Origin of the sequence: Paracoccus aestuariivivens (genome assembly GCF_009711225.1) — a bacterium.
Classification (GTDB): Bacteria; Pseudomonadota; Alphaproteobacteria; order Rhodobacterales; family Rhodobacteraceae; genus Paracoccus; species Paracoccus aestuariivivens.
Map to the genome: position 1 here is coordinate 37,491 of NZ_WMIE01000020.1, position 25,458 is coordinate 62,948.

The window sequence follows — 25,458 nt, forward strand, 5'->3', positions numbered from 1 at the left end:
CGACTAAACCATCTCGACGGTGCCCCCATTCGGGGGCTGAAAAGGGAACCGGGTGCGATGCCCGGACTGCCCCCGCAACTGTGAGCGACGAGCGCTCTGGCAGACCACTGGCCCCATCGGGCCGGGAAGGGCCGGAAAGCGCGATGACCCGCAAGTCAGGAGACCTGCCGTCGAACCGACCTTTTTGCCGCGCAAGCGGTGTACCGGCTGCCGGAGGGGCGGCCCAGAACAAGGATAACCAGCGATGCATATCGAACCTGGAATTGTCGACGGCGCGAAGATGTTCTTCGCCTATGCCACCGCGACGGCCGCGGCCGGCTACACACTCAAGCTGGCGGTGCAGGACCTGAAGTCCCATAGCCCGCTGTCATTTGCCGCGCGCAGCATTGCCGGAATCATCGGCACGTTCATCTTTTTCGAGATCCTGCCGCATTTCCCGGTTGGTGTCTCCGAAGTCCATCTGATCCTTGGAACGACCTTGTTCCTGATCCTCGGCGTAGCGCCTGCCGCGATAGGTCTGGCGTTCGGACTGTTGGTCCAAAGCCTGTTCTTCGCTCCCAGCGACCTACCGATGTATTTCGTCAACGTCACGACATTGCTGATGCCGTTGTTCGGGATCGACATTCTGGCGCGTCGGATCGTTCCGGCCAACACCGCCTATATCGACCTGAAATATGCCGATGTCCTGAAACTGTCGCTAGCCTATCAGGGCGGCATCGTCGCTTGGGTCGCGTTCTGGGCGATCTATGGACAGGGCCTTGGGGCCGAAAACCTGACCTCGGTCGCAAGTTTTGGCGCGGCCTACATGCTGGTTGTCCTGATCGAGCCGATCGCCGATCTTGCGGCACTTGCCGCAGCCAAAGCGATGCGCCCGACCGGAGCTTCGCGTTGGACTGCGCGGCGCCTATACGCGGCCTGAATGCGCGATTGGACCATTCGGACGGGCCTGCATTTACAGGCCCGGTTTTCATGCAGGATTCAGAATATGCTGGAATTATGGCTGGTCGGGATAGGGACCGGAAATCCGAACCATCTCACGCTGGAAGGGGTCGAGGCCCTGCGCGGGGCCGCGATGATCCTCATTCCACGCAAGGGGCCCGGCAAAGAGGATCTGGCCGATCTGCGCCACCACATCCTTGCCCGCGTCGGAAGTCCCGCGCCGGTCGCCGAATTCGACATGCCCGTCCGTGACGAAAGCCTGCCTTATCGGGAACGGGTGGAATACTGGCATGACCAGATTGCACGGATCTGGACGCAGACAATCGACCGTTCCCGCCCGAGCGGACCGGTAGCAATGCTGGTCTGGGGCGACCCCGGCCTTTACGACAGCACGATCCGCATCGCGCAGCGGCTTGATCCATCTCCGAAACTGCGCGTCGTGCCGGGAATCACCGCGCTGCAGGCGCTGACTGCGGCCCATGCTATCCCGTTCAACACGGTCAACGGCGCAGTAACCGTGACCACCGGTCGAAAATTGCGCGATCATGGCTGGCCAGACGGGGCCGAAACGCTTGTGGTCATGCTGGATGCGGAATGCAGTTTCCAAAGGCTCGACACCGAAAAACTATACATCTGGTGGGGTGGTTTTCTGGGGATGCCGGATCAAGTCCTGATCCAAGGCCCTCTGGCCGAAGCAGGTCCGCAAATCGTGATCGCCCGCGCCGAGGCACGACGTCGGCACGGATGGATCATGGACACCTATATGTTGAGACGTACGGGCACTTGACGACGACGGATGCTCAGACTCGAATGTCCACGGGCGACTTCGAAAAGCGGTCCTCAACATCGAACTGGGACAAACCTTGGACAAGCTACTTCTGATCGGATCATATACGGAATCCCTTCCTCATGTCGTGGCGAGAGGAAGCGGGATCACTCTGGTCGGTCTCGATTCCACATCCGGCAGATTTGCGACGTTGTCCATGTGCCCGGACTTGCGAAATCCTTCTTATCTAGCGGTTTCTGCCGACAAAAACCGGATCTTTGCGGTCGAGGAACTGGACGAGACGCACGGCGCCTCGGTGGTCGCCCTCACCTTGGATCGTGACACGTTTGCGATGCGCGTCACCGCGCGACATGGGGCCATGGGGGATTGTCCGTGCCATGTCTCGCTTGATCAGGACGAAGCGCGTGTGTTTGTCGCCAATTATATGTCCGGTAGTGTGGCGACCTACCGAATTGACGCTGAAGCGGGAATCTTGGGGGCAGGACAGAAAATCCAGCGGTCCGGAAATGGACCCAATCCGGAACGGCAAGAGGGGCCGCACGCCCATCAGGTCGTACCCTCGGTCCAAGGCAAGGGCGTGTTCGTCTGCGATGCCGGCACGGATGAGATCCTGCATTATCCCTATTCGGGTCACGAATTGGCCAAGACGCCGGATCTGGTCCTGAACGCCCCGCCCGGTTCGTTGCCCCGCCATCTTGTGCAGTCGCATGATGGTCGCCGGATCTACGTGGTGCATGAGTTGGGTTGCATCATCCGCAGCTATGCTTGCATGCATGACGGCTTCGAGTTTACCGGGGAAATCGGTACGCTGCCGGCGGGCGATACTTGTCCTTCGGCCTGCGCCGCGATCCGCCTGCACCCGAACGGGCGGTATCTATACGCCTCGAACCGGGGCCACGACAGCATCACGGCAATCGCAATCGGGATGGATGGCACGATGTCCAACATCGGTACATATGCCACACGCGGCGAATGTCCGCGAGATTTCAACATCAGTCCTTCCGGTGACATTCTGGTCGTCGCCAACCAGAACAGCCATACGCTCAGCGCCTATCGCATTGATCCAGTCAGCGGATCATTGGCGGAACTCGGTGAGGTCTACCCGATTGGCAGCCCGACCTGCGTCCAATTTCTTTGATCCAAGTCACGGGCAAAAGTCGGCAATCGCGAACGCTCCAAATCGCAATCATCGACCACACGCGACGAAGCAATGAGTCGCTGGGGACCTGACGCCGGATCGGCATCTGGGCAGTCGATGGACACGAAGCACTTCGGTTATTTCCGATAAGCGGCATTAACAACCCAAAGTTGTTCAAGGCCTTCACGAACTAGTACCCTGTTTGTTTTTTCAGGGTTCTTACGGCTCTAGCAGTTGCGCGGTCGCAACAGAGGGTTGCTGCGGCCACCATGTGACCGCATCCATGCGTAATTTCCATTTCTATCGGGCGACGAATTGGTTAACAGGATCTGACATAGTCCGCATTAATCTCAGGATACGACAGATGGCGACCGGTACGGTAAAATGGTTCAACAATGACAAAGGGTATGGTTTCATCCAGCCTGATGCAGGTGGAGCCGATGTTTTTGTCCACATTTCGGCTGTTGAGCGCGCCGGCCTGCGTGATCTTCCCGACGGGCAGAAACTTTCCTACGAAATTCAAACTGGCCGCAATGGCAAGGACAGCGCCGTAGATCTGTCGCTGATCTGATCTAACGATCACTTTAGTCTTGGGCGGGCATGGCTTCGGCTTTGCCCGCTTTGTTAAATTCAAGACCTGCGGCTGGACATCAGCGGCGTTAATCGCGCAACTTCGCCGTCATGATCTTGAAACGCCACACCCCCTATCTTGTCACCGCAGCCGCCATCCTATGCGCAGCGCTGTGGCTTTTGTGGATCGGTCGCGAACCGATCTGCAAATGCGGCTATGTGAAGCTTTGGCACGGGCAGGTTCTCAGTTCCGAGAACTCGCAGCATATTTCGGACTGGTACACACCGTCGCATATCATTCACGGCATCCTGTTCTATGGCGGCCTATGGCTGCTCGCGCGGCGGCTAAGCTTTGGCTGGAGACTGGCCATCGCCACCCTGATCGAAGCCGCCTGGGAGTTGGTCGAGAATTCCGATGCAATTATCGAACGCTATCGGGCGGTGACGATCTCGCTGGATTATTACGGCGACAGCGTTCTGAATTCGATCTCGGACATTCTGGCGATGATGCTGGGGTTCTTTCTTGCATCGCGCCTGCCGGTCTGGGTCTCGGTCCTGATCGTCGTGGGGTTCGAGGCGCTGACCACCTGGCTGATCCGCGACGGGCTGGTTCTGAACGTGATCATGCTGATTTCGCCCAGCGAAGCGGTGCGGCAATGGCAGTCGGCGTTGTAATCTGCCGACGCCTCAATGGCGAAGCACGCCGCCAAGCTTGTCAGGATTGCGCGTGACATAGATCGCCGTGATCCGCCCGTCCGTGACCTCCAATGCAGTGGTCTGCAAATGGCCATCAAGGCGCGAAACAAATCCGGGCAGACCGTCGATCACAGTGGCACCCAGAAACTCCATTTGCGGCCCGATCTTGCGCTGCAAGCCAAGGAATAGCCGCACGAGATTTTCGGCACCGTTGATCATGTTGGGATAGGCCAAGACCTTGCCGCCCCCGTCGGATCTGAGCGTTGCATCCTCGGCCAGCATCGCACCAAGAGCCGTGGCATCGCCCGATTTGCACGCCTCGAAGAAAACGCGGGCCAATTCGTCACCGGTTGCGCGCGGGATCGGGAAGCGGGGTTGATCGACGCGCACATGGGCACGGGCGCGGCTGGCCAGCTGTCGGGTCGCCGCCGGACTGCGATCAATCGTTGCGGCAACCTCGTCCAGCGGGAGGTCAAAGACGTCGTGCAACAGAAACGCCGCCCGTTCGAGCGGAGAAAGCCGCTCTAGCGCCATCATCAAAGACAGCGTCAGATTGTCGGGTCGCAGCGTGTCGTCCTCCGGTTCGATCAGCGGTTCGGGCAGCCAGATGCCGGGATAGACCTCGCGCCGGTAGCGGGCGGATTTCATCTGGTCCAGACAAAGGCGCGACACGGTGCGAGTCAGCCATCCAGCGGGGTTTTCGATATCAGTCACCTTGGTGTCGATGCGGTGCCAGCGCAGATATGCCTCTTGCACGATGTCCTCAGATTCGGCGTGGACGCCAAGCATCCGATAGGCAAGGCGCAGCAACCGTGGCCGCTGCGCCTCGAAGATCTCGACCGGATCAGGCCGCATCGGCACGCGGCACCGGCAATGTGGTCGCATGGGGGACACGCAGACCGGCCTGAACGCGGTTCCACAGGTTGATCGCGCTGATTGCCAAGGTCAGCCACGCGCGCTCATCCGGATCAAAGACGGCTTCCACTTCGGCCCAGTCCGCATCGGGCGCGCCGGTTTCGGCGATGCGGGTCAGCGCCTCGGTCCAAGCAAGCGCCGCGCGTTCGCGTGCCGAATAAAGCGAGCTTTCCCGCCACGCGGGCAGCATGTGCAATCGCAATGCCGTCTCGTTATCCTTGAGCGCCTCGGCTGTATGCATCTGCAAACAGAAGGCGCAGCCGTTGATCTGGCTGGCGCGCAGCTTTACCAGATGCACAAGCAACGGCTCCAGCGGGCTGTCCTTGATGGCCGCCTCGACAGCAAAAAGGGGACGAAAACCGGCTTCGGCACGCTTCATGTGATCGGTCATTCGGGTTGTCATCGGAAACTCCTGTTCATCTGATACCCTGATGACGAGCCAGCAAAGCGGGATGTGACATCCAATCCGAAATAATCTTTGTCGCTGCCAGTAGTTCAACCATAACTTGTTCAGCCGCGCCGCGCAGAGAATAATCTTATCGTTCCATCGCGAAATAAGCCTCGCGCCTTTCGTCGGGCACGGATGTTTGGACTGGCATGAGGCGGTGCGCCCCTTTAATCTCTACCTTACAAGTCGTGAATATGGAGGCGGAGATGACCCCCCGAATGACATGCGCGCCGACCCAATGCATCAGCCCGATGTGCTGCTGTCCTGCGATGTGTGCCTGCCGCTAAGGCGTAGCCCAAGACAAGCCGCACTTGCCGCGTGCTGACCACAGCCGCGCAAGGCCGCAGACCCCTACATCGCCAATCTGACTGAAATTCCGCGGCCCATAGGCAGGACCGCGCCGGATTTCTGATACGCCAAAAGGATCACCTGATGACCCGTCACGAGACTTTTCCTGCCGCCATCGCGGCGCAGGACATTCTTCCTGTCACCCCGCGCATCGGCGCGGAAATCCGCAACATCCGGCTTGGAGGAGATCTGTCGCATGACAGCATCGCCGCGATCCAGACCTTGCTTTTGCGCCATAAGGTGCTGTTCTTCCGGGGACAGGATCATCTGGACGATGCTGACCAAGAAGCATTTGCAGAGCGCTTGGGCGATTTGGTTCCGCATCCCACTCAAGCCGTGGTGAAAGGCAGTTCGTCCATTCTTGAACTGGACTCAAGCCGGGGCGGCGGGCGCGCAGACCGCTGGCATACCGATGTCACGTTTGTCGAAGCCTATCCCAAAGCCTCGATCCTGCGCGGAGTCGCCATTCCCGAAGTCGGCGGCGATACGATCTGGGCCAACACTGTGACGGCCTATTCCGATCTGCCGGAACCCTTGCGGCAACTTGCGGACGGCCTGCGTGCGGTCCACTCGAACGCCTATGATTACGCCGCCCATCGCCCCCGTGCCTCAGAACAGGACCGTAAGCATTACACCGAAGTGTTTGCCTCGGCGGTCTATGAGACCGAGCATCCGGTCGTCCGCGTGCATCCCGAAACCGGCGAGAAGCTTTTGCTGCTGGGCGGCTTTGTGCAGCGGATCGACGGGCTGCCGCAGTCGGACTCGCACAAGCTGATCGAGATCCTGCAATCCTATGTCATCGCTCCGGAAAACACCGTGCGTTGGCGCTGGCAGACTGGCGACGTGGTGATCTGGGACAACCGGGCGACCCAGCATGTTGCCGTGAACGATTACGGCGACGCGCATCGCGTGGTGCGTCGGGTGACGCTGCATGGCGATATCCCCGTCGGCGTGGATGGCCGGACCAGCACCGCGCTTGTGAAACCTGCGATCTGAGGAGAGACGACATGACACGCAAGATAAGACTTGGCGCGTTCCTGCCCGGTGGCGGTCAGCATGTTGCATCATGGCGCCATCCCGACCAGCCCGCCGATGGGGCGGTCAGCTTTGCCTTCCACCTCCAGCTTGCCCAAGAAGCCGAGCGCGGGTTGTTCGACGCCTATTTTCTGGCGGACGGGCTGGCGACATCGACCGGCGGTCTGTCCGAGGGAGGACCGGCCCGTATCGCCGGACTTGAACCGGTCACGCTGTTCGCGGCGCTGGCACCGCTGACGCAGAACCTCGGCTTCATCGCCACGGCCTCGACCACCTATGAGGAGCCGTTCAACACCGCACGCAAATTCGCCTCGCTGGACCTGATCTCGGGCGGGCGGGCGGGCTGGAACGTGGTGACGACCGCGACCGAGGCAGCGGCGCGGAACTTCAATCTGGACCAGCAGCATCCGCATGCCTATCGCTATGCCCGTGCCGCCGAGCATGTCGAGGTTGTCAAGAAGCTGTGGGACAGTTTCGAGGATGACGTGTTCATCCGCGACAAGGAAAGCGGGCGCTTCCATGACCGCGACAAAGTCCACGCGACCGACCATGAGGGGCCACATTTCAAGGTCTCTGGACCGCTGAATGTCTCGCGTTCGCCGCAGGGCCATCCGGTCATCGTGCAGGCAGGTCAGTCCGAGGACGGGCGCACCCTTGCTGCCGCGACGGCTGAGGTCATCTTCACCGCACATCAACGGCTGGACACCGCGCAAGAGTTCTACCGCGATATCAAGTCCCGCGCGGCGGCTTTGGGTCGTGACCCAGCGCATATTCTGGTGATGCCCGGCGTCTCGCCATTTGTCGGCCGGACCGAGGCCGAGGCGCGCGAGAAATACGACCGCCTGACCGCGTTGATCCAGCCCCAGGACGGAGTCGGCTTGCTGAACCAGTTGACGGGCGGCACGCTGGATCTGCGCGGCTATGATCTTGACGGCCCGTTGCCGCCAGCACCACCGACCGAGGGGATGAAGTCGCGTCAGGCTCTGATCCGGCAGATTGCCGACGAGAACAACTTCTCGATCCGGCAGTTGTATCAATGGGTCGCGTCGGCTCGCGGGCATTTCACCGTGGTCGGCAGCGCAACGCAGATCGCCGACACTTTGCAGGAATGGTTCGAGAACGAAGGCGCGGACGGCTTCAATATCCTGCCGCCATGGCTTCCGACCGGTTTGACCGATTTCGTCGATCTGGTCATCCCCGAATTGCAGCGCCGTGGATTGTTCCGGACCGCCTATGAAGGCAGCACCCTGCGCGAAAATCTGGGCCTACCTTTCCCGATCAACCGACATGCCGCCTTGCGGGCGGCACGGCTTGCAGCGGAGTGAACGCCATGAGCATCGAAACTCTGGACCGTCCTGCGCCGCCGATCAGGGCCGTGCCCATGCGCGAACTGGCTGCGCGGTTTCTGTCGCGCTGGGGTCTGGTCGTCGGGTTCGTGGTCCTGTGGCAAGTAGTAAGCAGGGCGGGCTGGGTCAGTCCTGCGGTATTTCCGCCATTGGACAAGATTGCCGCCGCCCTATGGCAGGGCATCGCCAACGGCGCGCTGCTTGACGACATCGCGATCAGTCTAAGTCGGGCAGGTACCGCTTTTCTTGCCGCCGTGGCGCTTGGCATTCCGTTGGGTCTAGCGATGGGACAGTTGCCCGCAGTCGAACGCGCATTGGACCCCCTTCTGCAATTCTTCCGGCAGACCTCGGCCTTGGCGCTTTATCCGGTCTTCATCCTGCTTCTGGGACTGGGCGAGGCGTCAAAGGTCTTCGTGATCTTCTGGGCCACATTGTTCCCGATCCTTCTCGCCACCATCGGGGGGGTGAAAGAGGTCGACCGCAAGCTAATCGAAATGGCGCGCAGCTACGGTGCGAACCATCTGCAGGTCTTCCGGCGCGTGATCCTGCCAGCATCGGTTCCTGCGATCTTTGTCGGCCTGCGCCTGTCCGCGACCACCGCGCTATTACTGCTGATCGCGGCCGAGATGATCGGCGCGAACAAGGGCGTCGGATTTCAGGTGATGAACGCCCAATACAACTTCCAGATTCCGCTGATGTTCGCTGCGATCTTCCTGTTGGCCTTCCTTGGGCTAGCCGCGAACGGGGTGCTGGTCGTGCTGCAACGCAGGCTGTGCCGCTGGTCCGCTTCCGACCGCTGAACAGCTTTCTCCCATCAAAGGACCAAAACCATGAAACATATTCTGATTTCTCTCGCCGCCTCTACCGCACTGACCGTTCCGGCATGGGCCGATCAGGTGGTGATGCGCTATCTGCCCAGCCACGGAGGCGTCAGCGCCCATGAGTTGGCGCAGGAACTGGGCTATTTCGAAGGCACCGATGTCGTGATCGAAAGCGTGGGCTATGCCTCGGGCGGGCCGGAATCGCTGATGGCGCTGGCCGGAGGCTCGGTCGATATCGGCAGCGCCGCCACGGCCGCCGTGCTGAACTCGATCATTGGCGGCAATGAATTCGTTGCGGCCTATCCCACGAATGGCATCAACGATCAGGTGAAGTCGATCTTCTACGTGCTTGAAGACAGCCCGATCCATAGCATCGAGGATATCCAGGGCAAGACGGTCGCCGTGAACACTTTGGGTGCGCATCTGGATTACACCGTGCGCGAGGCGCTGAACCAGAAAGGCCTGCCGCAGAACGCAGCCAATCTGGTCACGGTGCCGGGGCCGCAGCTCGAGCAGGTGTTGCGTTCGGAACAGGTCGATGTAGCGGCCTTCGGCTATTGGCAGACGACATTCGAGGGTGCCGCGCGTCAGAACGGCGGGCTGCGTGCGGTCTTTGACGACACCGAAGTGTTGGGCGAAATCGCGGGCGGCTTTACAGTCCTGCGCAAGGACTGGGTGGCCGAGCATCCCGAGGCCGCCGAGGATTTCGTCAAGCAATCCGCCCGCGCGCTGGACTTCGCCCGCGACAACCCCGAGAAAACCCGCGAGATTCTGGCCAAAGTCCTTCAGGAACGCGGCGAAAATCCCGAGATCGCGCAATATTTCGCGGGCTATGGCGTCCGTCAGGGCGGGCTGGCCACCGATCGCGACATCCAGTTCTGGATCGACGTTCTTGAACGCGAGGGCAAGCTGACCAAGGGCCAACTCAGGGCCAGCGATATCCTGCTGGTCACGGGAACCGAGGTCGCCACGAAATGAGCACCATAACCGATACCCGTGGACAGGTGGCTTTGCGCCACTTGTCCAAAAGTTACAATCTGAACGGCCAGACCTTGCCCGTTCTGCGCAGCCTGTCGCTTGATATCCGTCCCAACGAGGCATTGGCCATTGTCGGCCCCAGCGGCTGCGGAAAAACCACGCTTCTGCGGCTATTGGCGGGGCTAGAAAAGGCAGATAGTGGCCAGATCCTGATCGACGGGATACCTGTCACCGGTGTCGGGACCGAGCGGGCGGTCATCTATCAGGAGCCACGGCTTCTTCCGTGGCTGACAGTACTGCAGAACGTGGCTTTTGGTCTGGAGCTGCGCGGCCTGTCCCGCGCCCAAGCGCAAGAACGGGCAGGGCGCTACATCCGCCTTGTCGGACTTGAAGATTTCCGGAACGCCTGGCCGCGTCAGCTTTCGGGGGGAATGGCGCAACGGGTTGGAATTGCCCGCGCCCTGACCGTCCAGCCCGAGATCCTGCTGCTCGACGAACCTTTCGGCGCGCTCGACGCCATGACCAAACTATCGATGCAAGAAGAACTCGCACGGATCTGGGGCGAAGAGGCCGTGACCATGGTCCTTGTGACCCATGATCTTGAGGAAGCGATCCTGCTGGCTGATCGGGTGCTGGTTCTGACAAATGACGGCACGCCTCCTTCGCTGGTTACGGTAGACCTACCCCGACCGCGCGACCGGAACTCGGCCGATTTCGTCGCGATGCGCCGAATGCTGATGGGCAAGTTCGGCTTGCATTAACACCGTTCGCGGCTGGCATTCGCCTTTGGCCGTAGCGGTCGGCACGACAGGCCTTCCACAGCACCAATATCCAAGGCCTCGCGTTCCACGCGGGGCCTGCCTGCTTTACGCCGGTCCGCCATCGAAGCCACGACTTCGACAAACGTCGTCAAGCAGCGCCGTGATCGGCATGCAGGCAGCACTGGTGATTGCCCAGAACCTCGATGACCTTGCAATCCGAGATCGTGCCGTGGGCGCATTGCGCCAGCATACGCTCAAGCTCTAGCTGAAGGGACTGAAGGCGGGCGATGCGATCCCTGACCGATACGAGTTGCCGCCTTGCAATCACATCCGCCGCACCGCAGGGCATGTCGGGCCGATCCGAAAGACTTAGAAGTTCGCGGATATCATCAAGCGGAAAACCAAGATCGCGGGCGTGGCGGATGAAGGCCAGTCGTTCTTGGGATTTGACATCGTACTGCCTCTGGTTGCCGGCGCTGCGTCCGGCCTCGGGCAGAAGTCCGATCTGCTCGTAATAGCGGATGGTGGGGATCTTGACGCCGGTAGCGGCGCTTAACTTTCCGATGTTGAGCATGAGAAACCTCTTGAAGCTCTAGTTACTAGAGATCCTATGTTCCCGACTCGATGATGCAAAGACTATTCGGAGAGTGAATATGGCGGTTCAGACGACAACGCGGCGTGAATGGACAGTCACCGGCATGGACTGCGGATCGTGCACGGCAAAGGTGACGCGCGCGGTCGAGCAACTGCCCGGGGTCAGTGACGTCAAGGTTGCCCTTATGGCGGAACGCCTTTCGCTGGAACTGGTGCCGGGGACGACCGAACCCGAAACGATCGAGCATATCATCCGCAAATTGGGTTTCGGGATCGCCGCAAAGGGGCGTGAGGCTCCGCGCAAGAAAACGTTCGTGCTGCCGGACGCAACCCCAATCGCGCCAGCCGGGGGCGAGACGGATAAACCCTTAGACTGTCCGGATGATAGCAGGCGCGAACCTGACGGGCATCTTCATGGCGATCCGTCGTCATCCGGCAATCCATGGCATCGGACCGATAAAGGACGGCTTGTTCTCTTGACCGGAGCCTTGCTCGCCACGGCTTGGGCAATCAAGTTCCTGACAGGGACCGGCGCGGGAAACGGGGCCTTTATCGCGGCTTGCCTGATCGGCACCGCGCCAATCGCGAAACGGGCCTTTGCAGCGCTGCGTATCGGACAGCCTTTTACCATCGAAGGGCTGATGACCATCGCGGCCATCGGCGCATTGATCATCGGCGCGGCCGAAGAGGCCGCACTGGTCGTCTTCCTGTTCGCAGTAGGCGAGGTTCTGGAAGGTGTTGCGACCGGAAAGGCCCGTCAGGGCATCCGCGCCTTGGCCGATCTCGTGCCCAAGACCGCCGTACTGGAAGCGGCAGGCCAAACGGTTGTCGTGCCCGCCGACACACTAGAAATCGGGCAGATCGTCCTTGTGCGTCCCGGCGACCGGATTCCGGCGGATGGTACGATCATCGAAGGAACGGGCGGTATCGACGAAAGCCCTGTGACCGGTGAAAGCCTGCCGCTGGCCCGCACGGTCGGCGACGAGGTGTTCGCAGGCTCGATCAATACCGAAGCCGCATTGCGTATCCGTGTCACCCACACGCCAAGCGACAACACGATTGCCCGCATCATTCGGCTGGTCGAAGAGGCCGAGGAAGCCCGCGCGCCAACCGAGCGTTTCATCGAAAGATTTTCTCGCATCTATATGCCCGCTATCGTGGCGCTGTCGGCCCTTGTCATACTGGTGCCGCCGCTAGGCTTCGGTCAGGACTGGAGCATCTGGATTTATCGCGGTCTGGCGCTGCTGCTGATCGGTTGCCCTTGTGCGCTGGTGATTTCGGTCCCTGCGGCGATTGCCTCGGCCCTGTCGTCGGGGGCAAGGCGGGGGCTGTTGATGAAGGGCGGTGCGGTGCTGGAACTCGCGGCCAGCGCCAAAGACGTTGCCTTTGACAAGACAGGAACCCTCACGCGCGGCAAGCTGGAGGTCACGGACATCCTTCTGTCCGGCACCACTCAGGAAGCCGAACTTCTGGCCGTCGCGGCCAGCGTCGAGACAGGCTCCGGCCATCCTCTTGCTCGGGCGATCGTTCGCAGGGCTAAGGCAAATGGCGTGGCCGCAATATCGCCGCGTGAAGCGTCCGTCCTGCCCGGAAAAGGGGCTGTGGCAATCGTCAATGACGCGAAGGCTTTTGTGACCTCGCCGTCCTATGCCGAAGAACTGGCTGGCATGGACATGACGATGAAGGGGCAGGTCGCATCGCTGCAAGAGCAGGGCAAGACTGTCGTCGCGGTCTTTCGGATCGGCCAGCCCCTTGGACTGATCGCGATGCGCGACGAGTTGCGCAGTGATGCGCCCGAGGCAATTCGGCAATTGCAGGCCTTGGGTCTAAGCACCGTCATGTTGACCGGCGACAACCCCCGCACCGCCAAAGCGATCGCTGCAGGTCTGAACATGGAGTATCAGGCGGGAATGCTGCCCGGGGACAAGCTTGCAGCAATCCGGAATCTGCAAGCCAGCGGCAGCGTGATGATGATCGGAGACGGGATCAATGACGCGCCGGCCCTGAAGGCAGCCACTATCGGCGTGGCGATGGGATCGGGCACGGATGTGGCGCTAGAGACCGCGGATGCCGCGATCCTGCGTGACAAGGTGACCGATGCTGCGGCGATGATCCGTCTGGCACGGGCGACCATGGGAAACATCCGCCAGAACGTGGCACTGGCGCTGGGACTGAAGGCCGTATTTCTGGTGACCTCGGTTCTGGGCATGACCGGCCTGTGGATCGCGATCCTTGCAGATACCGGCGCCACGGTTCTGGTCACCATGAATGCTTTGCGCCTTCTGACATTCGACCCAACGAAAGCGCGCTGAACACTGTGGCGAGGCGGACGGGCAGTGGTTCGGCCTCGCCATGTACGTGGTTTTTGCCGGCAGTCAGACCATCCACGCGAACGGCCAAGGTAGCGGCCAATGGATCAGCGCAAGCCATCGAACAGGTTGACACCGATATTCATCGTCAGGCCGAAACTTGTTTCGTTATAGGCATCTATCGTGGACCTCCGTCGCTCGACAAAACCGCCGATCTCGAATTTCCCGACCGGAGTCGAGACGGATGCGCGGTTGATCCGGTCCTCGCGGGCAATGCCGAACAAATCCGCACCTCCGGTCCGTGCATGGCCAATTCCGACAGTGACATCGCGGCCAAAGATCTCTCCGGTCCAGCCGGTATCGGCGGCATAAAGAACGGAGTTCTCCTTCTCGATCTTCTCGCCCGCCAACAGGCCCAGCCGGAACAACCCGTGATCGTGGCTGAGTGTCGCAAGAGAAAGTTGCGCAAGTGATTTGCGGTAGTCCTTTGTGGCCGATTGTCCCAGAGACACCGCAAGCTGGTGCATCCCGAAGGGACTTTCGAACAGCGCCCGTGGCCCCGTCGTCGCGGCAAGGGTCAGGTCTTCGCCGATGCTGTCGTTATCATAGATCCCCGTCAGGCAACTGTCCCACCACGTCCAGTCAGCGACGGGCTGTTCGGCGCAGATGCGGGCATTCGCGGCGACGTGATGGTAGCCGTAATGCGGTTCTAGTTCGAACGTGTACGAACTGGCGACTGTCACCCGCGCCGCCGGCGCGTAGGAAAAGCTCCACCAGCGGGAATATTGCAATCCGGCCAGAATCGAGGATTTGGCCTGATCCTCTTCGGCGATACGGAAACGCAGCCCGCCCAACGTGATGTGATCCGAAGGGATGCCGTCATTCACGTTGTTGTCGTGACGGACGACCGGCGTCAGAGCGTGGCCCGACGCGATTGGTTGGAACCGGCGACCATCACCGCCATGTCGAAAGCCTTGCCGACCAAGCAGCGCCTGTCCCATTGGCGACACCTTCCGCTCGGTCCGGCTCAATGTAAATAGCGCAAGGTCAGCCATGCCCGCATCCAGCGCATAACGCAGATCCTGCGCATCGCCGACTGTAGGAGCGGTGATTGCAATAGCTGCGGCCGCGATCAAATGACGGGGGTCGCATATGCGACGCCCGCCCGATTTGCCTTTAGTCCCTGTCACGCGTGCCTCGGAAAATCAGCCCGACCGTGCCCCGATCACTGATGCCGGTTCCGGTCCCCCTGATCGCATTCGCACCTGCACCAAGGAAATCGCCATCGACCTGACCCGAAACATTCCCCGGTACATTGCCCGGTCCGGTCAGACGGCCGTTGATATTTGCCCCGAAATCCGAACCGGTGATCCTGCCGCCGGTGACGCGCAATTCTCCGTTCAACTCGCGCCCGTCCGAGGTGGTGAAATCGTCCATCTCGCCGGAAATGGTGCCACGCCCGAAATCGGCGTTCAGATCAACCTCGCCCAGCATCTGCGACGCGGCAAGCGATCCGGGCGTGCCGCCGAATGCCATACCGACGACGCCATCATATTCGGCCCGTCCCGTCATGGGCATCGATGCTGCGGCTGTCTGGGTCATATTGGCGGTCTGAGCGACAAGCCGCGCGGCGCGAGCCGAATCCGAACTATATTCGGCAGCGGGATTGTCGTTGTCGCCACCGCCGCTTCCGCCGCAGGCTGCCAGTGTCGCGAGCAGCGTCAACGCGCCAATGCGCGGAAAGGTCATCGTGTTGTTCATCGTCAGCTACCTTGTCTGGTGAAGGAAAGGGGATCAGTCATCGGCACGTTCGGTCAGAACCTCACCGGTGGCGGCCTCGACGACCGCTTCGATCCGGCGGCCGTCGGGAGTGATGGCCTCGATCTCATGGGTGCGGCCGTCATCCTCGGCGCTGCGCACGATGTAGCCGCGGCGTTCGAAGTCGTTGACGCTGGCGGAAAGCGGGCGGATCGTGGCGCCCTGTGCAGCGACCGGACCGGCCGTCAGTGCAGCAAGAATGAGAAAACGCATCATGGCGTGGCTCCGTCTGGTTGACCTTGCCCGCATTATCCGCAACCGTCCTGACACTGGCCTGACCGGAATTGTCAGCGTGTTGTCAGGAAGGTCCGGATAGGGTCGCGCGATGACCAGACGCCCCCTTTCAATCCTTTTTCTCACGGCGCTTCTATGGCTCGGCCCCGCCGTCGCGCCACACGCCCAATCCCCCTTGCCTCCACTCGAGGCCGAGGACGGTCTGGATGCCGGCTTTGCGCGCGGCGCGGTCCTGCGCGGCGAGATTTTGCCGCTCGACCAAATACTCGACATCGTCCGCGCGGAATTCGACGGCCAGATCGTGGAAATCCAGCTGGAACTGGAGGAAGGTGTGCTGACCTACGAATTCGACATCCTCAGCCCCGAGGGTCGGTTGTTCGAGGTCGAGATCGACGCCGCCAGCGGCAAGATCCTGGAGGTCGAGGACGAAGACGAGGAAGATGACTAAGCCATGCGTTGCCTGATCGTCGAGGACGACCCTCGTATCGCCGCCGACATTTCGCAGGCGCTGGAAGCCGCAGGCTTTCGCGCCGAAGGCGCGACGGATGGCGAATCCGCATGGTTCCTCGGCGGCACCGAGGATTACGCCCTGATCGTTCTAGATCTTGGACTGCCGCAGATCGATGGGCTGACGGTCCTCAAGCGCTGGCGTTCGGAAGGGGTGGACATTCCGGTTTTGGTCCTGACCGCGCGCGGCAGTTGGAACGAACGGGTCGAGGGAATCAATGCAGGGGCCGACGATTATCTGCCCAAGCCCTTCCGGATGGAGGAACTGGTGGCGCGCGCGCGGGCGCTGGTCCGTCGCGCCTCGGGGCGGGTGAACCCCGTGCAGCAGATCGGACGGTTGGCGCTGGACACCAATCACCAAAGCGCGACGGTTGACGGGCGCGCGCTGAACCTGACCGCGCTGGAATTTCGCTTGCTCTCATGCCTTGTCATGAACGCATCGCGGGTCGTGCCACCCGGCGAATTGCTGGAACAGATCTATGGCGACGACGATTCCCGCGATGTGAACGCCATCGAGGCCGTGATCGCCCGCCTTCGCCGCAAGACCGGACCGGGGATCATCGGAACCCGACGGGGTTTCGGCTATTTTCTGGAGCAGACAACTTGCGACTGACGCATGGCTCGATCCGTTGGCGTCTGAGCCTTGGCGCGATCATCGCCATCGCGTTGGCGCTTCTCGCCGCAGATCTGGCGCTGAGCGTGATGTTCAACCGGCAGGTCACGCGCCTGTCCTATCAGGAACTCGAGGCGAAAAGCATGGCGCTGGTCGCGGGGTTCGAGGGCGACCAGCCGCCGGCTCCTCCCGAGGACGTCATCGGTGGCGACCGCCGATATCTGCAACCCTATTCCGGACTTTACTGGCAGATCGAAATAGACGGCCGTACCTATCGCTCGCAATCCCTGTGGGACACGGTTCTGCCGCTGGATGCCGTGGCTCCTGCTGGCGGGAAAATCCAGTTGTCCGAGGGGGACGGGCCAGACAGCCAGCGCTTGCTGATCCTTGACCGAAGCATTCAGGTCGGGTCCGACCGCCAGCCGGTCCGGATCGCGGTTGCAGTCAGCAGCGCCCTGCTTGACGAGGCGCAGGATCTGTTCGACCGCGATCTTGTCCCCGCGCTGCTTGTTCTGGGGGGACTTCTGGTCTTGGCCTCGATCGTGCAGGTCGGATTGGGGATGCGGCTTTTCGCGGATGTCCATCGCAAGGTCGAGGCCCTACAGGACGGACGCCTTGCCCGATTGGGTCAGGATCTGCCGCTCGAGGTCAGGCCGCTTGCCTCGGCCATTGATGAACTGCTCGATGACCGCGACAACCGGATCAAGCGGGCCCGCCATCGTGCGACCGATCTGGCCCATACGCTCAAGACACCGCTTCAGGCGATGCGCGGCGAAACCGCTCGGTTGCGCCAGACCGGACAGGTCGAGGCTGCCAACTCCATCGACGAGATCGCCGACAGCATCCGCGCCAGCGTCGACCGCGAGCTTGGCAGGGCGCGCATCGGGGCCGACGGCGTCGCCGATCCGTCCGAAGTGGTCGAGAAAATCGTCGCCGTCCTCAGGCGGACGGCACGCGGTTCGGAAATCGCGATCAGCACCGACGTGCCATCCGATCTTAGGGTGCGAATAGATTCATATGACCTGACCGAGGCCGTCGGCAGCATTGCGGAAAATGCGCTGCGACATGCACGGTCGCGGATCCGCATCGCGGCGATCCCGCAGGGCAGTCGTCTGGCCCTGAAGATCGAGGACGATGGCCCCGGCGTCCCTGCCAAGCAGATGGACGAGATAACACAACGCGGGCGTTTCCTCGACTCCGGTGGCAGCGGGGTCGGGCTTTCGCTGGCGAAAGAGATTATCGAGGCCGCGGATGGCGACCTGATCCTTGAAAACCTATCGCCCGGCTTTCGCGTCACGATGCTGCTCGGCTTCGGGCGGACAACGTCCCGACCAGCACCGTCGGGCAGCTGATCGGTAGGGACGGGGTGCGCCCGCCACGGCATGGCATCGCTAACGATCCACACCGCGGGCGCAACCGATTGGCACGCGATAACGGAAAGTTACGCTTTCTTCTTGTGATGCGATTCTTCTGGCACATCGCCTGCGGAGCCTGAGCGCCAATAGGCTACCACACTGTGTTGCTTACGCGGCAGATTCCAGACCGAGCGGACATGCTTGCGGATATCCTTGAATGCGCCGAACTCGACTCCGGCCCAGACATAAAGATCCTCCGAGGGCTCACGCGCTCGCACGGCATCGGCCAACAGGCTGGTCGTGCCTGCGGGCGCGCCGTTCCGGTGCAGCCAGTTCACCGGCCAGCCAAGATCCATCTCGTCCTCGGGTCCGTTGACCTCGATCAGGATTTCGCAATCGGCGTCTTCGGGCAAAGCCTCGCAAGCACGGGCGATGGCGGGCAGGGCGGTTTCGTCACCGATCAACAACAGACGCCCCGAGGCGGTCGGAATATGTCCGCTCGGCCCCAACATACCCGCCACGTCTCCGGGTTGGCAAAGCATCGACCACGCGCCGGCCGATGGCGCGTCACAGGCGTGCAGCACAAAGTCGATCTCGACCTCGCCCGCCACCAGATCGACGCTGCGCAGCGTATAGATCCGTGCCAGCAGCGCATCGTCGCCCTGCGGCCACGCCATGCCACCGCTCGCCGTCATCCACGGCCAGACCGGAGTCCGGTCTTTCGGCGGCAGCAGCAGACGGACATGCAGTTCGGTATGTTGCAGCAATTCCAGATCGGGCACTGCAAACCGCACCCTTTGCATCGAGCGGGTCAGGCGTTTCGACCAGACCACGGTGATCTGCCGGAAAAAGGGCGGCTCTTTCGTATCGGTTTCATCGCCGGACCAGACAAATTCGATATCTTCCTCAAGATATTCCCTGATGTGATCGACAAAGATCAGCTTCAGATAGCTCAGGCCGATCGCGTCCACCCCCTCGGCATGGACCGATAGATGATCCTCCTCGGAGCGAACCATGAAGCTGCCCGCGGGGATCACCATCCGCCATGGGCCGGTCGCGCTGTCCACTGTGATGAACTCGGGATGGTCCTGCTGGAAACGGTGCATCACCTCGATGGCTTCGGGATGGGAAAGCCGGGTGGTGGCCTGAAGCATGGCGCTTGTCCTTGGAAGTGGCAGCCTGTTTGGCGGCGGTAGTAAGATAACAGCGTTCTCCTAGCGCAAGTGACAGCGTCTCGCCAGATGGTCTGGATCACGCGCAAAAAGGACCCGCGCGGTTCTCGGTTCGTCACGCGACCTTGCCGAAGGCCCGATCAGCGTTCGATCATGCAACCGGAACGTGACAAACCATACCCTCGCGATTATTGATGACACTCACCAAGGGGAGTCCCGCAAGGGGCTGAGATACCGCTGGCGCCAGCAGCGCGGTGACCCTTCGAACCTGAACCGGATCATGCCGGCGAAGGGATGGGAATGTACAGACCTGCCTTTTGCCGGCCTTACTGCGAGGCCGAAACATGTCAAACCCCCGCGGTCTCGCTGCCAGCCATGAAAGGGCAGCACCTTGACCGAGCATTTCACCGACACCCTGAAGCAGGCGAGCCAGCCGATCTGGTCGCAAGCGGTCGAACACCGCTTCGTCAACGAACTTCTGGCCGGCACGATTTCCGACAAGGTCATGGCGGGCTATCTCGTTCAGGATCACCGCTTCCTCGACAGCTTTTTGACCCTGCTCGGCGCGGCAATCGCCACCGCAGACACGTTCGAGGCGCGGCTTCGCTTCGGGCGCTTCGCGGGCATGGTATCGGGTGACGAAAATACCTATTTCCTGCGCGCTTTCGAGGCTCTTGGTGTGTCGGACGAGGACCGTGCTCAGACCGCAGACACTGTGCCGACGCAAGGCTTTCAGGCGATCATGCAAGAGGCCGCCGCAACACGATGCTATCCAGCGGTACTGGCAGTTCTGAACGTCGCAGAGGGCCTATACCTTGATTGGGCATCCCGTGCGCCCGCAACCCTGCCGCAGAATTTTGTCCATGCCGAATGGATCACGTTGCATGACAATCCTGATTTCCGTGATTTCGTCGGATTCCTGCGCGCGGAACTTGATCGAGTCGGTCCGGCAAATGCGGAGGTGAGCCGTGATTTCTTCCTGCGGGCAGTTGCGCTTGAACTCGCGTTCTTCGACGCGGCCTTCGAAGTCGAAGGTTGACCGATAGGCTGAACCAACAATTCCGTAACCTGTGGGCCGCAGGCGTCTGCTTGCGGCCCAAGTCGCACCGTCCCGATCAGGGGGCGTCAACCGGATAACGGATCGGGCGTCGCGAAATCCGACACATTTGCCGTTCGACCAACCTGTTCGCAAAAATCGGGCGGAATCTGGAATTTTGCCTTCAAGCCAAGCAGTAACACATGCCCGAGGGCGGTTATTTTACCCGTGGCGGCCACGGATCTTGCCGCCCTGCGCCTTAGCCGTTGAAATCCAATCATCCACTGGCGTTCACGTCATGGTCCGACACTGCATTACCGGATGGAGTAAAGGATGGATGATCTCATCGACCCAATGACCGACACTTTCATTCGCGTGGCCGAAGTCTGGGTGCCCGAGGGCGATAGGCTGGTCCACAAATCCGGCGTCTACGGCGATCTTCACGCTTTCGAAGAAGCCTCGCGCCTGCAAAGCTTTGCCAAGGGCGAGGGGTTGCCGGGCAAGGCATGGGCCGAGGCCCGACCCGTCGTGTTGAACGAGTTCGAAGGCTCGTATTTCAAACGCACGGCCGCAGCGAACGAAGCAGGGCTGACCAGCGCCGTGGCGATTCCGGTTTTCGCAGGAAAATCGCTTATGGCGGTCCTGGTCGTGCTGTGCGGTGCCGATCAGAAGCACAAAGGTGCCATCGAGGTCTGGCGCGACAACGGCTCGGCACTGGTACTGGACGGTGGCTATTATGGCGGCGCGACCGAGTTCGAAACGATCTCGCGCCAAACGGAATTCACTTATGGACGCGGTCTTCCCGGCACGGTTTGGGCGTCGAACACGCCGATGCTGATGCGCGAGCTTGGTTGGGGATATGGATTTGTCCGGTCTGCCGAGGCCGAAGGCGCAGGATTGAAACACGGGCTCGGGCTGCCGATCCCGACGCCGGGCAAAGAGTCCTTCGTACTGACGCTGCTATCATCCCAGAATACGCCCATCGCCCGACGGTTCGAGATCTGGGATGCGCGGCACAATCACGCCCGCGCGACGCGACAGGCGGTGCTGATCGACGGCATCTGTGAGCGCGAGGGCTCGCTGGCGAGCAAGCAGAATCCTCCGGTCGATGCGGCTGTCGCTGTCTCGTGGCACGGACCTGTCGGGCAGGTGTTGGGTTCTGGTCTGCCCTATGCAAGGTTCGACGATACGGGACTACCTGCGGGCTATCGCTCGATTGTGGCTTTGCCGATCTATCGCGAAACGGACCTTGCCTATGTCGTGGCGTGGTATCTGTAGGCCTTAGCCCGAAAGCCGACCGTTGCACGCGATCCGCGCCGCTGCCCGCCTGTTACGGACGCGCCAAGGTAAAAGCCGGCAAAGAGTTTGATTAGAATTCGCGAAGAAAATCGCACCCTGATTGGCTCCGGCTTGTCGGCCCTGTCACCGATCCGGACATTCGAAACGGGGCAGATTGCCTCGCTTCCAGCTTGGTGACGGAGATGAACCATGGCAACGATCCGCGGAAATGATGATGACAACCGCATCAATGGCACCGGCTTAGCCGACCGCCTGTTCGGAATGTCGGGGGATGACACCATCCTTGGCGGCGGTGGCAATGACACGATCGACGGCGGCGAAGGCAATGACCGGATAGACGCGGGAACCGGCGCGAACAGCATCTATGGCCGCAGCGGCAATGATTTCATTCTGGCAGGTAGCGGAAACGACATCATCGACGCTGGTGAGGGCAACGATGTCGTTCAGGCAGGGCAGGGGAACAACCGCATTAATCTGGGCGAAGGCAACGATTCCTCGACAACCGGAGCGGGTCGGGACACGATTTCGGCGGGCGATGGCAATGACACCATCTGGGCCGGAGGCGGTTACGATGTCATCAGCGCGGGCGAAGGCGATGACCGCATTTTCGGACAGGACGGCAACGACCGGATCGTCGCCCATGAGGGCAATGACACGCTGAACGGCGGACGCGGCAACGACACCATGACCGGCGGCGAGGGCGATGACGTCTTTGTGTGGAACGGAGGGATCGACCGTATCACCGATTTCGAGAATGACGACGACGAGATCGACGTCTCGGCATATGCGCGGTTCAACAGCTATGCGGACATCCGCGCCGCCGCCGTCCAGAACGGCACTGATGTCGTGATCCGCGCCGGAACCGACCGGCTGGTGATCGAGGATCTGCGACTGAACCAACTCAGCAGCGATGATTTCAACTGGTGACAGCCTTGATATGCGAGGCCGCCGGAAGCAGCCGGCGGCCTCGGTCCCACTTACAGGGGATGCCCCCGACATAGCAAAGCCCTGCGATCACAGCCCCAGCCGGTACCCTGCACCACGGACGGTCAGGATGATGCTCGGCGTCCCGTCCACGTCGATCTTGCCGCGCAGGTAACGGATATAGACATCGACCACCTTCGAGCCGGGATCGAAGCCGTAACCCCAGTTGTTATTGAGGATCTGGGCGCGGCTAAGAACCGTACCGCTATTCTCCATCAGATAGCGCAGCAGACTGAACTCTTTGGGGGTCAGTTCGATGTTGCGTCCGGCACGGGTGACCTGACGGGTCGTCGGGTCCAGCACCAGATCGGCGACCTTGAGCACGGGATCGAGCCGCATTCCGGGGGCACGGCGCAACAATGCCTCGACCCGCGCCACCAGCTCGTCAAAGGCGAAAGGTTTGGTCAGGTAATCGTCGGCTCCGGCATTCAAGCCCTCGATCTTGTCGCCAAGCGCGTCCTTGGCCGTCAGCATCAACACGCTCGAAGTAATATTTTCACTGCGCATCTGACGGCACACGGTCACCCCGTCATGGTCGGGCAACATCCGGTCAAGAATGACCAGCGGGTATTCCGCCTTGCGCAGCATCCGCATTGCGGTCTGTCCGTCACCCGCAATGTCCAGCGCATGTCCCTCGGCTTTCAACCCGCGAAACACGAAACTGGCGATACGGGGATCGTCTTCGACAAGCAGGATCTTGGCCATTTTCACCTCAGGAGCGCAGTGGCACCCAGATCCGCAAACTCGTCAAGTGATCGACGCTGGAAATCTCGATCTCGCCCCGATGACCCTCGACGATCCATTTGGCGATCGAAAGTCCAAGACCCGTCCCGCTTTGCTTCCGCGGACCAGATTGGCGGGCGCGATAGAAGCGGCTGAAGACAAAGGGCAACTCGGCGGCAGGAATGTCGGGTCCGTGGTTCTGGATCACGAACCGTGCTCCGCCATCGACGCGGGACAAATCCAACCTGACCGTGGTGGCGGGATCGGCATATTTGATCGCATTGTCCAGAACGATCATCAGCGCCTGTGCCAAGCGTCCCGCATCGCCCATCGCCAGACAGGGTTCGTCCGACATCCGCGCGTCAATGCGGATGTCGTTGGCCTCGGCAAGGATTTCCGCATCGGACAGGATGATCCCAAGCACATCTTTCAGATCAAGCGGCTGCATGTCGAAACGGATCGCATCGACCTCGGCCCGGGCCAGAAAAAGCAGATCCTCGACCAGACGGGTCATCTGATGGCAAAGGTGGACGATACGCTCCAACGTGTCGCGATGCTCGTCAACCGTCCGGCTTGCGCCACGCAACGCGATCTCGGCCTCGCCTCGGATGACGGTCAACGGCGTGCGCAACTCGTGTCCGATATCGGCCAAAAACAGCACCCGCATCTGGTCAAGCTTGTGCAGCCTTGTATTGGCCTCTTCCAGTTCGCCGGTCCGTCGGCCGACCTCGTGTTCAAGACCCGCCTGCACATCCAGCAGGGCGGTCCGCTGGACCTCAAGCCTTGAGGCGGCATTGTCGATCTGACCCGCAAGGCTGGCGAATTCGTCCCGACCGCGATAGCCGATGCGATAGGCTAGGTTTCCTTCGGCAATCTCTTTCGTCGCGGATTCCAGCGCCTTGATCGGCCGCGTCAGCGAGCGGCTGAGAAGCCCCGCCGCCGCCGCCGAGATCAGGAATGCCGCAGCCGTGACAAGGCCGATGATCCATTCCAGTTCTCGCTCCAGCCGGTTTGTGAGTGTCTGGTACTGCCGCAACTCGGCCTCTTCGTCGGCAATGGCGGCGCTGATATGCACCTCGAGGGTCGTATCCAGCTTTTCTTCGATCTCTTCACGAAAGATCTGCACCGCTTCGTCCAGACGTCCCTGATCGCGCAGCAGAAGCAGCCTCTGGGTCCGCATGTCGATGTCTTCGTAAAGCTGGCGCATCTGGGCCACGCGTTCCAGCTCGCGTTCCTCGCTGGCACCTTCCGAGGGCGTGACCACCAAGGCAATCTCGTCACGGATGAGCGTCTCGAGCAGATCGAGGCTAGCCTCAAGACTGCTGCGGGCATCGTTGAAATCCTCAAGCTCGGTCCGGCCCAGCAGCAGGAGTTCGGCGACATTCTCGGAGTAACGGTTCATAGCGGCAGACATGCGAATGACGCTGTCCAATTGCGCACCCGCCAGCCGATTGCGGTCGAAATAGTAATCGATCCTGTCGACGTAGTACCATGTGACCGTCGCGACGCTGAGCAGCATCGCCGTCACGAGAAACTGGAAGGACAGGATCTTGAGGCGGATGGTCATTTGTGTCGCAGTGTTCCAAAATGCGTAGCGGAAACGATACAGCCACGCTTGGAAGCGACAAGAGGTCTGTCCTAGGTCGATGTGCGAACAAGAGTAGAGGCGGATGGGGCAAGCACACGCTTTATTCACCTGCGGATATGTGTGAGGCAGTATGATTAGGCGGACGATTCGACGCGGAAAACTTCCGGTCGGATTGCGCGGTGCTATCTCAAATTGGCAAATATCCGGTGGCTATCTTTTAGCTGTGACCGAAACCTCTGCAGTCGATCAGAGACAATTACAATTCGGGAGGTTACGATCTTTACCGTAAAAGGATGAAACAATGAATAACATAATCATCATTACCGCGCAACAACTTGCCGTAGTGGCACATTCCATTCTGGAAAGCATCACTGGATAGATTCCTGATGCACTTCAGGAGGATGTCATGAGGCGCCCGCTCACCAACCTGACGCTGGACGAGCG

General features: G+C 60.9%; 26 protein-coding genes and 2 riboswitches. Of the genes, 17 read left to right on the forward strand and 9 right to left on the reverse strand.

Translation table 11 applies throughout. The annotated features are described in order from the left end of the window. A riboswitch (cobalamin riboswitch) is annotated at positions 1-186 on the forward strand. Between the two features lie 58 nt (positions 187-244). The 5 genes from GL286_RS18855 to GL286_RS18875 all read left to right on the forward strand — a co-directional run bounded on the left by GL286_RS18855 (position 245) and on the right by GL286_RS18875 (position 4,109). Then, positions 245-919, forward strand: a complete 675-nt coding sequence (locus GL286_RS18855) for an energy-coupling factor ABC transporter permease (protein WP_155097126.1) — start codon at positions 245-247, stop codon at positions 917-919. A gap of 66 nt (positions 920-985) precedes the next feature. Continuing rightward, a complete protein-coding gene (gene cobF / locus GL286_RS18860; RefSeq protein WP_155097127.1) occupies positions 986-1,726 on the forward strand; it encodes a precorrin-6A synthase (deacetylating) in 741 nt (246 codons plus the stop codon). 76 nt (positions 1,727-1,802) lie between these two features. Then, on the forward strand, positions 1,803-2,864 hold the full coding sequence (locus GL286_RS18865) for a lactonase family protein (protein WP_170295296.1): 1,062 nt from the start codon (positions 1,803-1,805) through the stop codon (positions 2,862-2,864). A 364-nt stretch (positions 2,865-3,228) separates the two neighbouring features. After that, positions 3,229-3,435 carry a cold-shock protein gene (locus GL286_RS18870; protein ID WP_155097129.1) on the forward strand — a complete coding sequence of 69 codons (207 nt, stop codon included), beginning with the start codon at positions 3,229-3,231 and terminating at the stop codon, positions 3,433-3,435. A 110-nt stretch (positions 3,436-3,545) separates the two neighbouring features. Then, a complete protein-coding gene (locus GL286_RS18875; protein WP_155097130.1) occupies positions 3,546-4,109 on the forward strand; it encodes a DUF2585 domain-containing protein in 564 nt (187 codons plus the stop codon). Between the two features lie 12 nt (positions 4,110-4,121). Here the strand turns inward: GL286_RS18875 and GL286_RS18880 are convergent, their stop codons facing one another. Both GL286_RS18880 and GL286_RS18885 read right to left on the reverse strand, forming a co-directional pair. After that, the gene (locus tag GL286_RS18880; RefSeq protein ID WP_155097153.1) at positions 4,122-4,985 is read right to left on the reverse strand and encodes a sigma-70 family RNA polymerase sigma factor; all 864 of its coding nucleotides are present in this window, start codon (positions 4,983-4,985) and stop codon (positions 4,122-4,124) included. Next, positions 4,975-5,448 (reverse strand): carboxymuconolactone decarboxylase family protein, encoded by a 474-nt coding sequence (locus GL286_RS18885; protein ID WP_155097131.1) that lies wholly within the window; start codon positions 5,446-5,448, stop codon positions 4,975-4,977. The genes GL286_RS18880 and GL286_RS18885 overlap by 11 nt, the downstream gene beginning before the upstream one ends. A gap of 477 nt (positions 5,449-5,925) precedes the next feature. On the opposite strand from GL286_RS18885, the gene GL286_RS18890 reads away from it, so the two are divergent. The 5 genes from GL286_RS18890 to GL286_RS18910 are packed head-to-tail and all read left to right on the forward strand — an operon-like array spanning position 5,926 to position 10,782. Further along, positions 5,926-6,837 (forward strand): TauD/TfdA dioxygenase family protein, encoded by a 912-nt coding sequence (locus GL286_RS18890; protein ID WP_155097132.1) that lies wholly within the window; start codon positions 5,926-5,928, stop codon positions 6,835-6,837. 11 nt (positions 6,838-6,848) lie between these two features. Beyond that, complete coding sequence (locus GL286_RS18895; RefSeq protein ID WP_155097133.1) at positions 6,849-8,201, forward strand: LLM class flavin-dependent oxidoreductase; 1,353 nt, start codon at positions 6,849-6,851, stop codon at positions 8,199-8,201. Positions 8,202-8,206: 5 nt separating this feature from the next. After that, on the forward strand, positions 8,207-9,022 hold the full coding sequence (locus GL286_RS18900; RefSeq protein ID WP_155097134.1) for an ABC transporter permease: 816 nt from the start codon (positions 8,207-8,209) through the stop codon (positions 9,020-9,022). A gap of 30 nt (positions 9,023-9,052) precedes the next feature. Further along, positions 9,053-10,021 carry an ABC transporter substrate-binding protein gene (locus tag GL286_RS18905; protein ID WP_155097135.1) on the forward strand — a complete coding sequence of 323 codons (969 nt, stop codon included), beginning with the start codon at positions 9,053-9,055 and terminating at the stop codon, positions 10,019-10,021. After that, complete coding sequence (locus tag GL286_RS18910; protein WP_155097136.1) at positions 10,018-10,782, forward strand: ABC transporter ATP-binding protein; 765 nt, start codon at positions 10,018-10,020, stop codon at positions 10,780-10,782. Before GL286_RS18905 ends, GL286_RS18910 begins: the two co-directional genes overlap by 4 nt. Positions 10,783-10,930: 148 nt before the next feature. Here the strand turns inward: GL286_RS18910 and GL286_RS18915 are convergent, their stop codons facing one another. After that, positions 10,931-11,356, reverse strand: a complete 426-nt coding sequence (locus GL286_RS18915) for a MerR family transcriptional regulator (protein WP_155097137.1) — start codon at positions 11,354-11,356, stop codon at positions 10,931-10,933. Positions 11,357-11,435: 79 nt separating this feature from the next. Between GL286_RS18915 and GL286_RS18920 the strand changes: the two genes are divergently transcribed. After that, a complete protein-coding gene (locus GL286_RS18920) occupies positions 11,436-13,688 on the forward strand; it encodes a heavy metal translocating P-type ATPase (protein WP_155097138.1) in 2,253 nt (750 codons plus the stop codon). Between the two features lie 104 nt (positions 13,689-13,792). Here GL286_RS18920 and GL286_RS18925 read toward each other — a convergent pair whose 3' ends face one another. Genes GL286_RS18925 through GL286_RS22220 form a run of 3 tightly spaced genes read right to left on the reverse strand, consistent with a single transcriptional unit; the run spans position 13,793 to position 15,719 of the window. Beyond that, complete coding sequence (locus tag GL286_RS18925; protein WP_155097139.1) at positions 13,793-14,875, reverse strand: hypothetical protein; 1,083 nt, start codon at positions 14,873-14,875, stop codon at positions 13,793-13,795. Then, on the reverse strand, positions 14,862-15,446 hold the full coding sequence (locus GL286_RS18930) for a HupA family protein (protein ID WP_155097140.1): 585 nt from the start codon (positions 15,444-15,446) through the stop codon (positions 14,862-14,864). The genes GL286_RS18925 and GL286_RS18930 overlap by 14 nt, the downstream gene beginning before the upstream one ends. A 33-nt stretch (positions 15,447-15,479) precedes the next feature. Then, entirely contained in the window at positions 15,480-15,719 is a 240-nt protein-coding gene (locus GL286_RS22220; RefSeq protein WP_170295297.1) for a PepSY domain-containing protein, read from the reverse strand. A 109-nt stretch (positions 15,720-15,828) separates the two neighbouring features. Here GL286_RS22220 and GL286_RS18940 point away from each other — a divergent pair, with 109 nt between their 5' ends. The 3 genes from GL286_RS18940 to GL286_RS18950 are packed head-to-tail and all read left to right on the forward strand — an operon-like array spanning position 15,829 to position 18,209. Continuing rightward, positions 15,829-16,185: a PepSY domain-containing protein gene (locus tag GL286_RS18940; protein ID WP_155097141.1), complete on the forward strand. Its 357-nt coding sequence runs from the start codon at positions 15,829-15,831 to the stop codon at positions 16,183-16,185. Between the two features lie 3 nt (positions 16,186-16,188). Further along, positions 16,189-16,857: a response regulator transcription factor gene (locus GL286_RS18945; RefSeq protein ID WP_155097142.1), complete on the forward strand. Its 669-nt coding sequence runs from the start codon at positions 16,189-16,191 to the stop codon at positions 16,855-16,857. Beyond that, on the forward strand, positions 16,848-18,209 hold the full coding sequence (locus GL286_RS18950; protein WP_155097143.1) for a sensor histidine kinase: 1,362 nt from the start codon (positions 16,848-16,850) through the stop codon (positions 18,207-18,209). Before GL286_RS18945 ends, GL286_RS18950 begins: the two co-directional genes overlap by 10 nt. Positions 18,210-18,298: 89 nt before the next feature. Here GL286_RS18950 and GL286_RS18955 read toward each other — a convergent pair whose 3' ends face one another. Next, positions 18,299-19,366: a siderophore-interacting protein gene (locus GL286_RS18955; RefSeq protein WP_155097144.1), complete on the reverse strand. Its 1,068-nt coding sequence runs from the start codon at positions 19,364-19,366 to the stop codon at positions 18,299-18,301. Between the two features lie 215 nt (positions 19,367-19,581). Beyond that, positions 19,582-19,696: riboswitch (TPP riboswitch) on the forward strand. 79 nt (positions 19,697-19,775) lie between these two features. Between GL286_RS18955 and GL286_RS18960 the strand changes: the two genes are divergently transcribed. The 3 genes from GL286_RS18960 to GL286_RS18970 all read left to right on the forward strand — a co-directional run bounded on the left by GL286_RS18960 (position 19,776) and on the right by GL286_RS18970 (position 22,646). Further along, the gene (locus GL286_RS18960; protein WP_155097145.1) at positions 19,776-20,423 is read left to right on the forward strand and encodes a TenA family protein; all 648 of its coding nucleotides are present in this window, start codon (positions 19,776-19,778) and stop codon (positions 20,421-20,423) included. 330 nt (positions 20,424-20,753) lie between these two features. Beyond that, positions 20,754-21,698 carry a GAF domain-containing protein gene (locus tag GL286_RS18965; RefSeq protein WP_155097146.1) on the forward strand — a complete coding sequence of 315 codons (945 nt, stop codon included), beginning with the start codon at positions 20,754-20,756 and terminating at the stop codon, positions 21,696-21,698. Positions 21,699-21,908: 210 nt separating this feature from the next. Next, positions 21,909-22,646, forward strand: coding sequence for a calcium-binding protein (locus GL286_RS18970; protein ID WP_155097147.1), 738 nt, complete (start codon positions 21,909-21,911; stop codon positions 22,644-22,646). 87 nt (positions 22,647-22,733) lie between these two features. Here GL286_RS18970 and GL286_RS18975 read toward each other — a convergent pair whose 3' ends face one another. Beyond that, positions 22,734-23,408 carry a response regulator transcription factor gene (locus GL286_RS18975; protein WP_155097148.1) on the reverse strand — a complete coding sequence of 225 codons (675 nt, stop codon included), beginning with the start codon at positions 23,406-23,408 and terminating at the stop codon, positions 22,734-22,736. A 7-nt stretch (positions 23,409-23,415) separates the two neighbouring features. Next, a complete protein-coding gene (locus GL286_RS18980; RefSeq protein WP_155097149.1) occupies positions 23,416-24,993 on the reverse strand; it encodes a sensor histidine kinase in 1,578 nt (525 codons plus the stop codon). Positions 24,994-25,458: the final 465 nt, after the last annotated feature.

Excerpts from the sequence above, each read along its gene's own strand:
- GL286_RS18930 (WP_155097140.1), bottom strand. The coding sequence starts at position 15,446 with ATGAACAACACGATGACCTTTCCGCGCATTGGCGCGTTGACGCTGCTC.
- GL286_RS18945 (WP_155097142.1), top strand. The coding sequence starts at position 16,189 with ATGCGTTGCCTGATCGTCGAGGACGACCCTCGTATCGCCGCCGACATT.
- GL286_RS18855 (WP_155097126.1), top strand. The coding sequence starts at position 245 with ATGCATATCGAACCTGGAATTGTCGACGGCGCGAAGATGTTCTTCGCC.
- GL286_RS18955 (WP_155097144.1), bottom strand. The coding sequence starts at position 19,366 with ATGCTTCAGGCCACCACCCGGCTTTCCCATCCCGAAGCCATCGAGGTG.
- cobF (WP_155097127.1), top strand. The coding sequence starts at position 986 with ATGCTGGAATTATGGCTGGTCGGGATAGGGACCGGAAATCCGAACCAT.
- GL286_RS18910 (WP_155097136.1), top strand. The coding sequence starts at position 10,018 with ATGAGCACCATAACCGATACCCGTGGACAGGTGGCTTTGCGCCACTTG.
- GL286_RS18890 (WP_155097132.1), top strand. The coding sequence starts at position 5,926 with ATGACCCGTCACGAGACTTTTCCTGCCGCCATCGCGGCGCAGGACATT.
- GL286_RS18905 (WP_155097135.1), top strand. The coding sequence starts at position 9,053 with ATGAAACATATTCTGATTTCTCTCGCCGCCTCTACCGCACTGACCGTT.
- GL286_RS18975 (WP_155097148.1), bottom strand. The coding sequence starts at position 23,408 with ATGGCCAAGATCCTGCTTGTCGAAGACGATCCCCGTATCGCCAGTTTC.
- GL286_RS18920 (WP_155097138.1), top strand. The coding sequence starts at position 11,436 with ATGGCGGTTCAGACGACAACGCGGCGTGAATGGACAGTCACCGGCATG.
- GL286_RS18980 (WP_155097149.1), bottom strand. The coding sequence starts at position 24,993 with ATGACCATCCGCCTCAAGATCCTGTCCTTCCAGTTTCTCGTGACGGCG.
- GL286_RS18970 (WP_155097147.1), top strand. The coding sequence starts at position 21,909 with ATGGCAACGATCCGCGGAAATGATGATGACAACCGCATCAATGGCACC.
- GL286_RS18885 (WP_155097131.1), bottom strand. The coding sequence starts at position 5,448 with ATGACAACCCGAATGACCGATCACATGAAGCGTGCCGAAGCCGGTTTT.
- GL286_RS18880 (WP_155097153.1), bottom strand. The coding sequence starts at position 4,985 with ATGCGGCCTGATCCGGTCGAGATCTTCGAGGCGCAGCGGCCACGGTTG.
- GL286_RS18870 (WP_155097129.1), top strand. The coding sequence starts at position 3,229 with ATGGCGACCGGTACGGTAAAATGGTTCAACAATGACAAAGGGTATGGT.
- GL286_RS22220 (WP_170295297.1), bottom strand. The coding sequence starts at position 15,719 with ATGATGCGTTTTCTCATTCTTGCTGCACTGACGGCCGGTCCGGTCGCT.
- GL286_RS18895 (WP_155097133.1), top strand. The coding sequence starts at position 6,849 with ATGACACGCAAGATAAGACTTGGCGCGTTCCTGCCCGGTGGCGGTCAG.
- GL286_RS18965 (WP_155097146.1), top strand. The coding sequence starts at position 20,754 with ATGGATGATCTCATCGACCCAATGACCGACACTTTCATTCGCGTGGCC.
- GL286_RS18875 (WP_155097130.1), top strand. The coding sequence starts at position 3,546 with ATGATCTTGAAACGCCACACCCCCTATCTTGTCACCGCAGCCGCCATC.
- GL286_RS18940 (WP_155097141.1), top strand. The coding sequence starts at position 15,829 with ATGACCAGACGCCCCCTTTCAATCCTTTTTCTCACGGCGCTTCTATGG.
- GL286_RS18915 (WP_155097137.1), bottom strand. The coding sequence starts at position 11,356 with ATGCTCAACATCGGAAAGTTAAGCGCCGCTACCGGCGTCAAGATCCCC.
- GL286_RS18900 (WP_155097134.1), top strand. The coding sequence starts at position 8,207 with ATGAGCATCGAAACTCTGGACCGTCCTGCGCCGCCGATCAGGGCCGTG.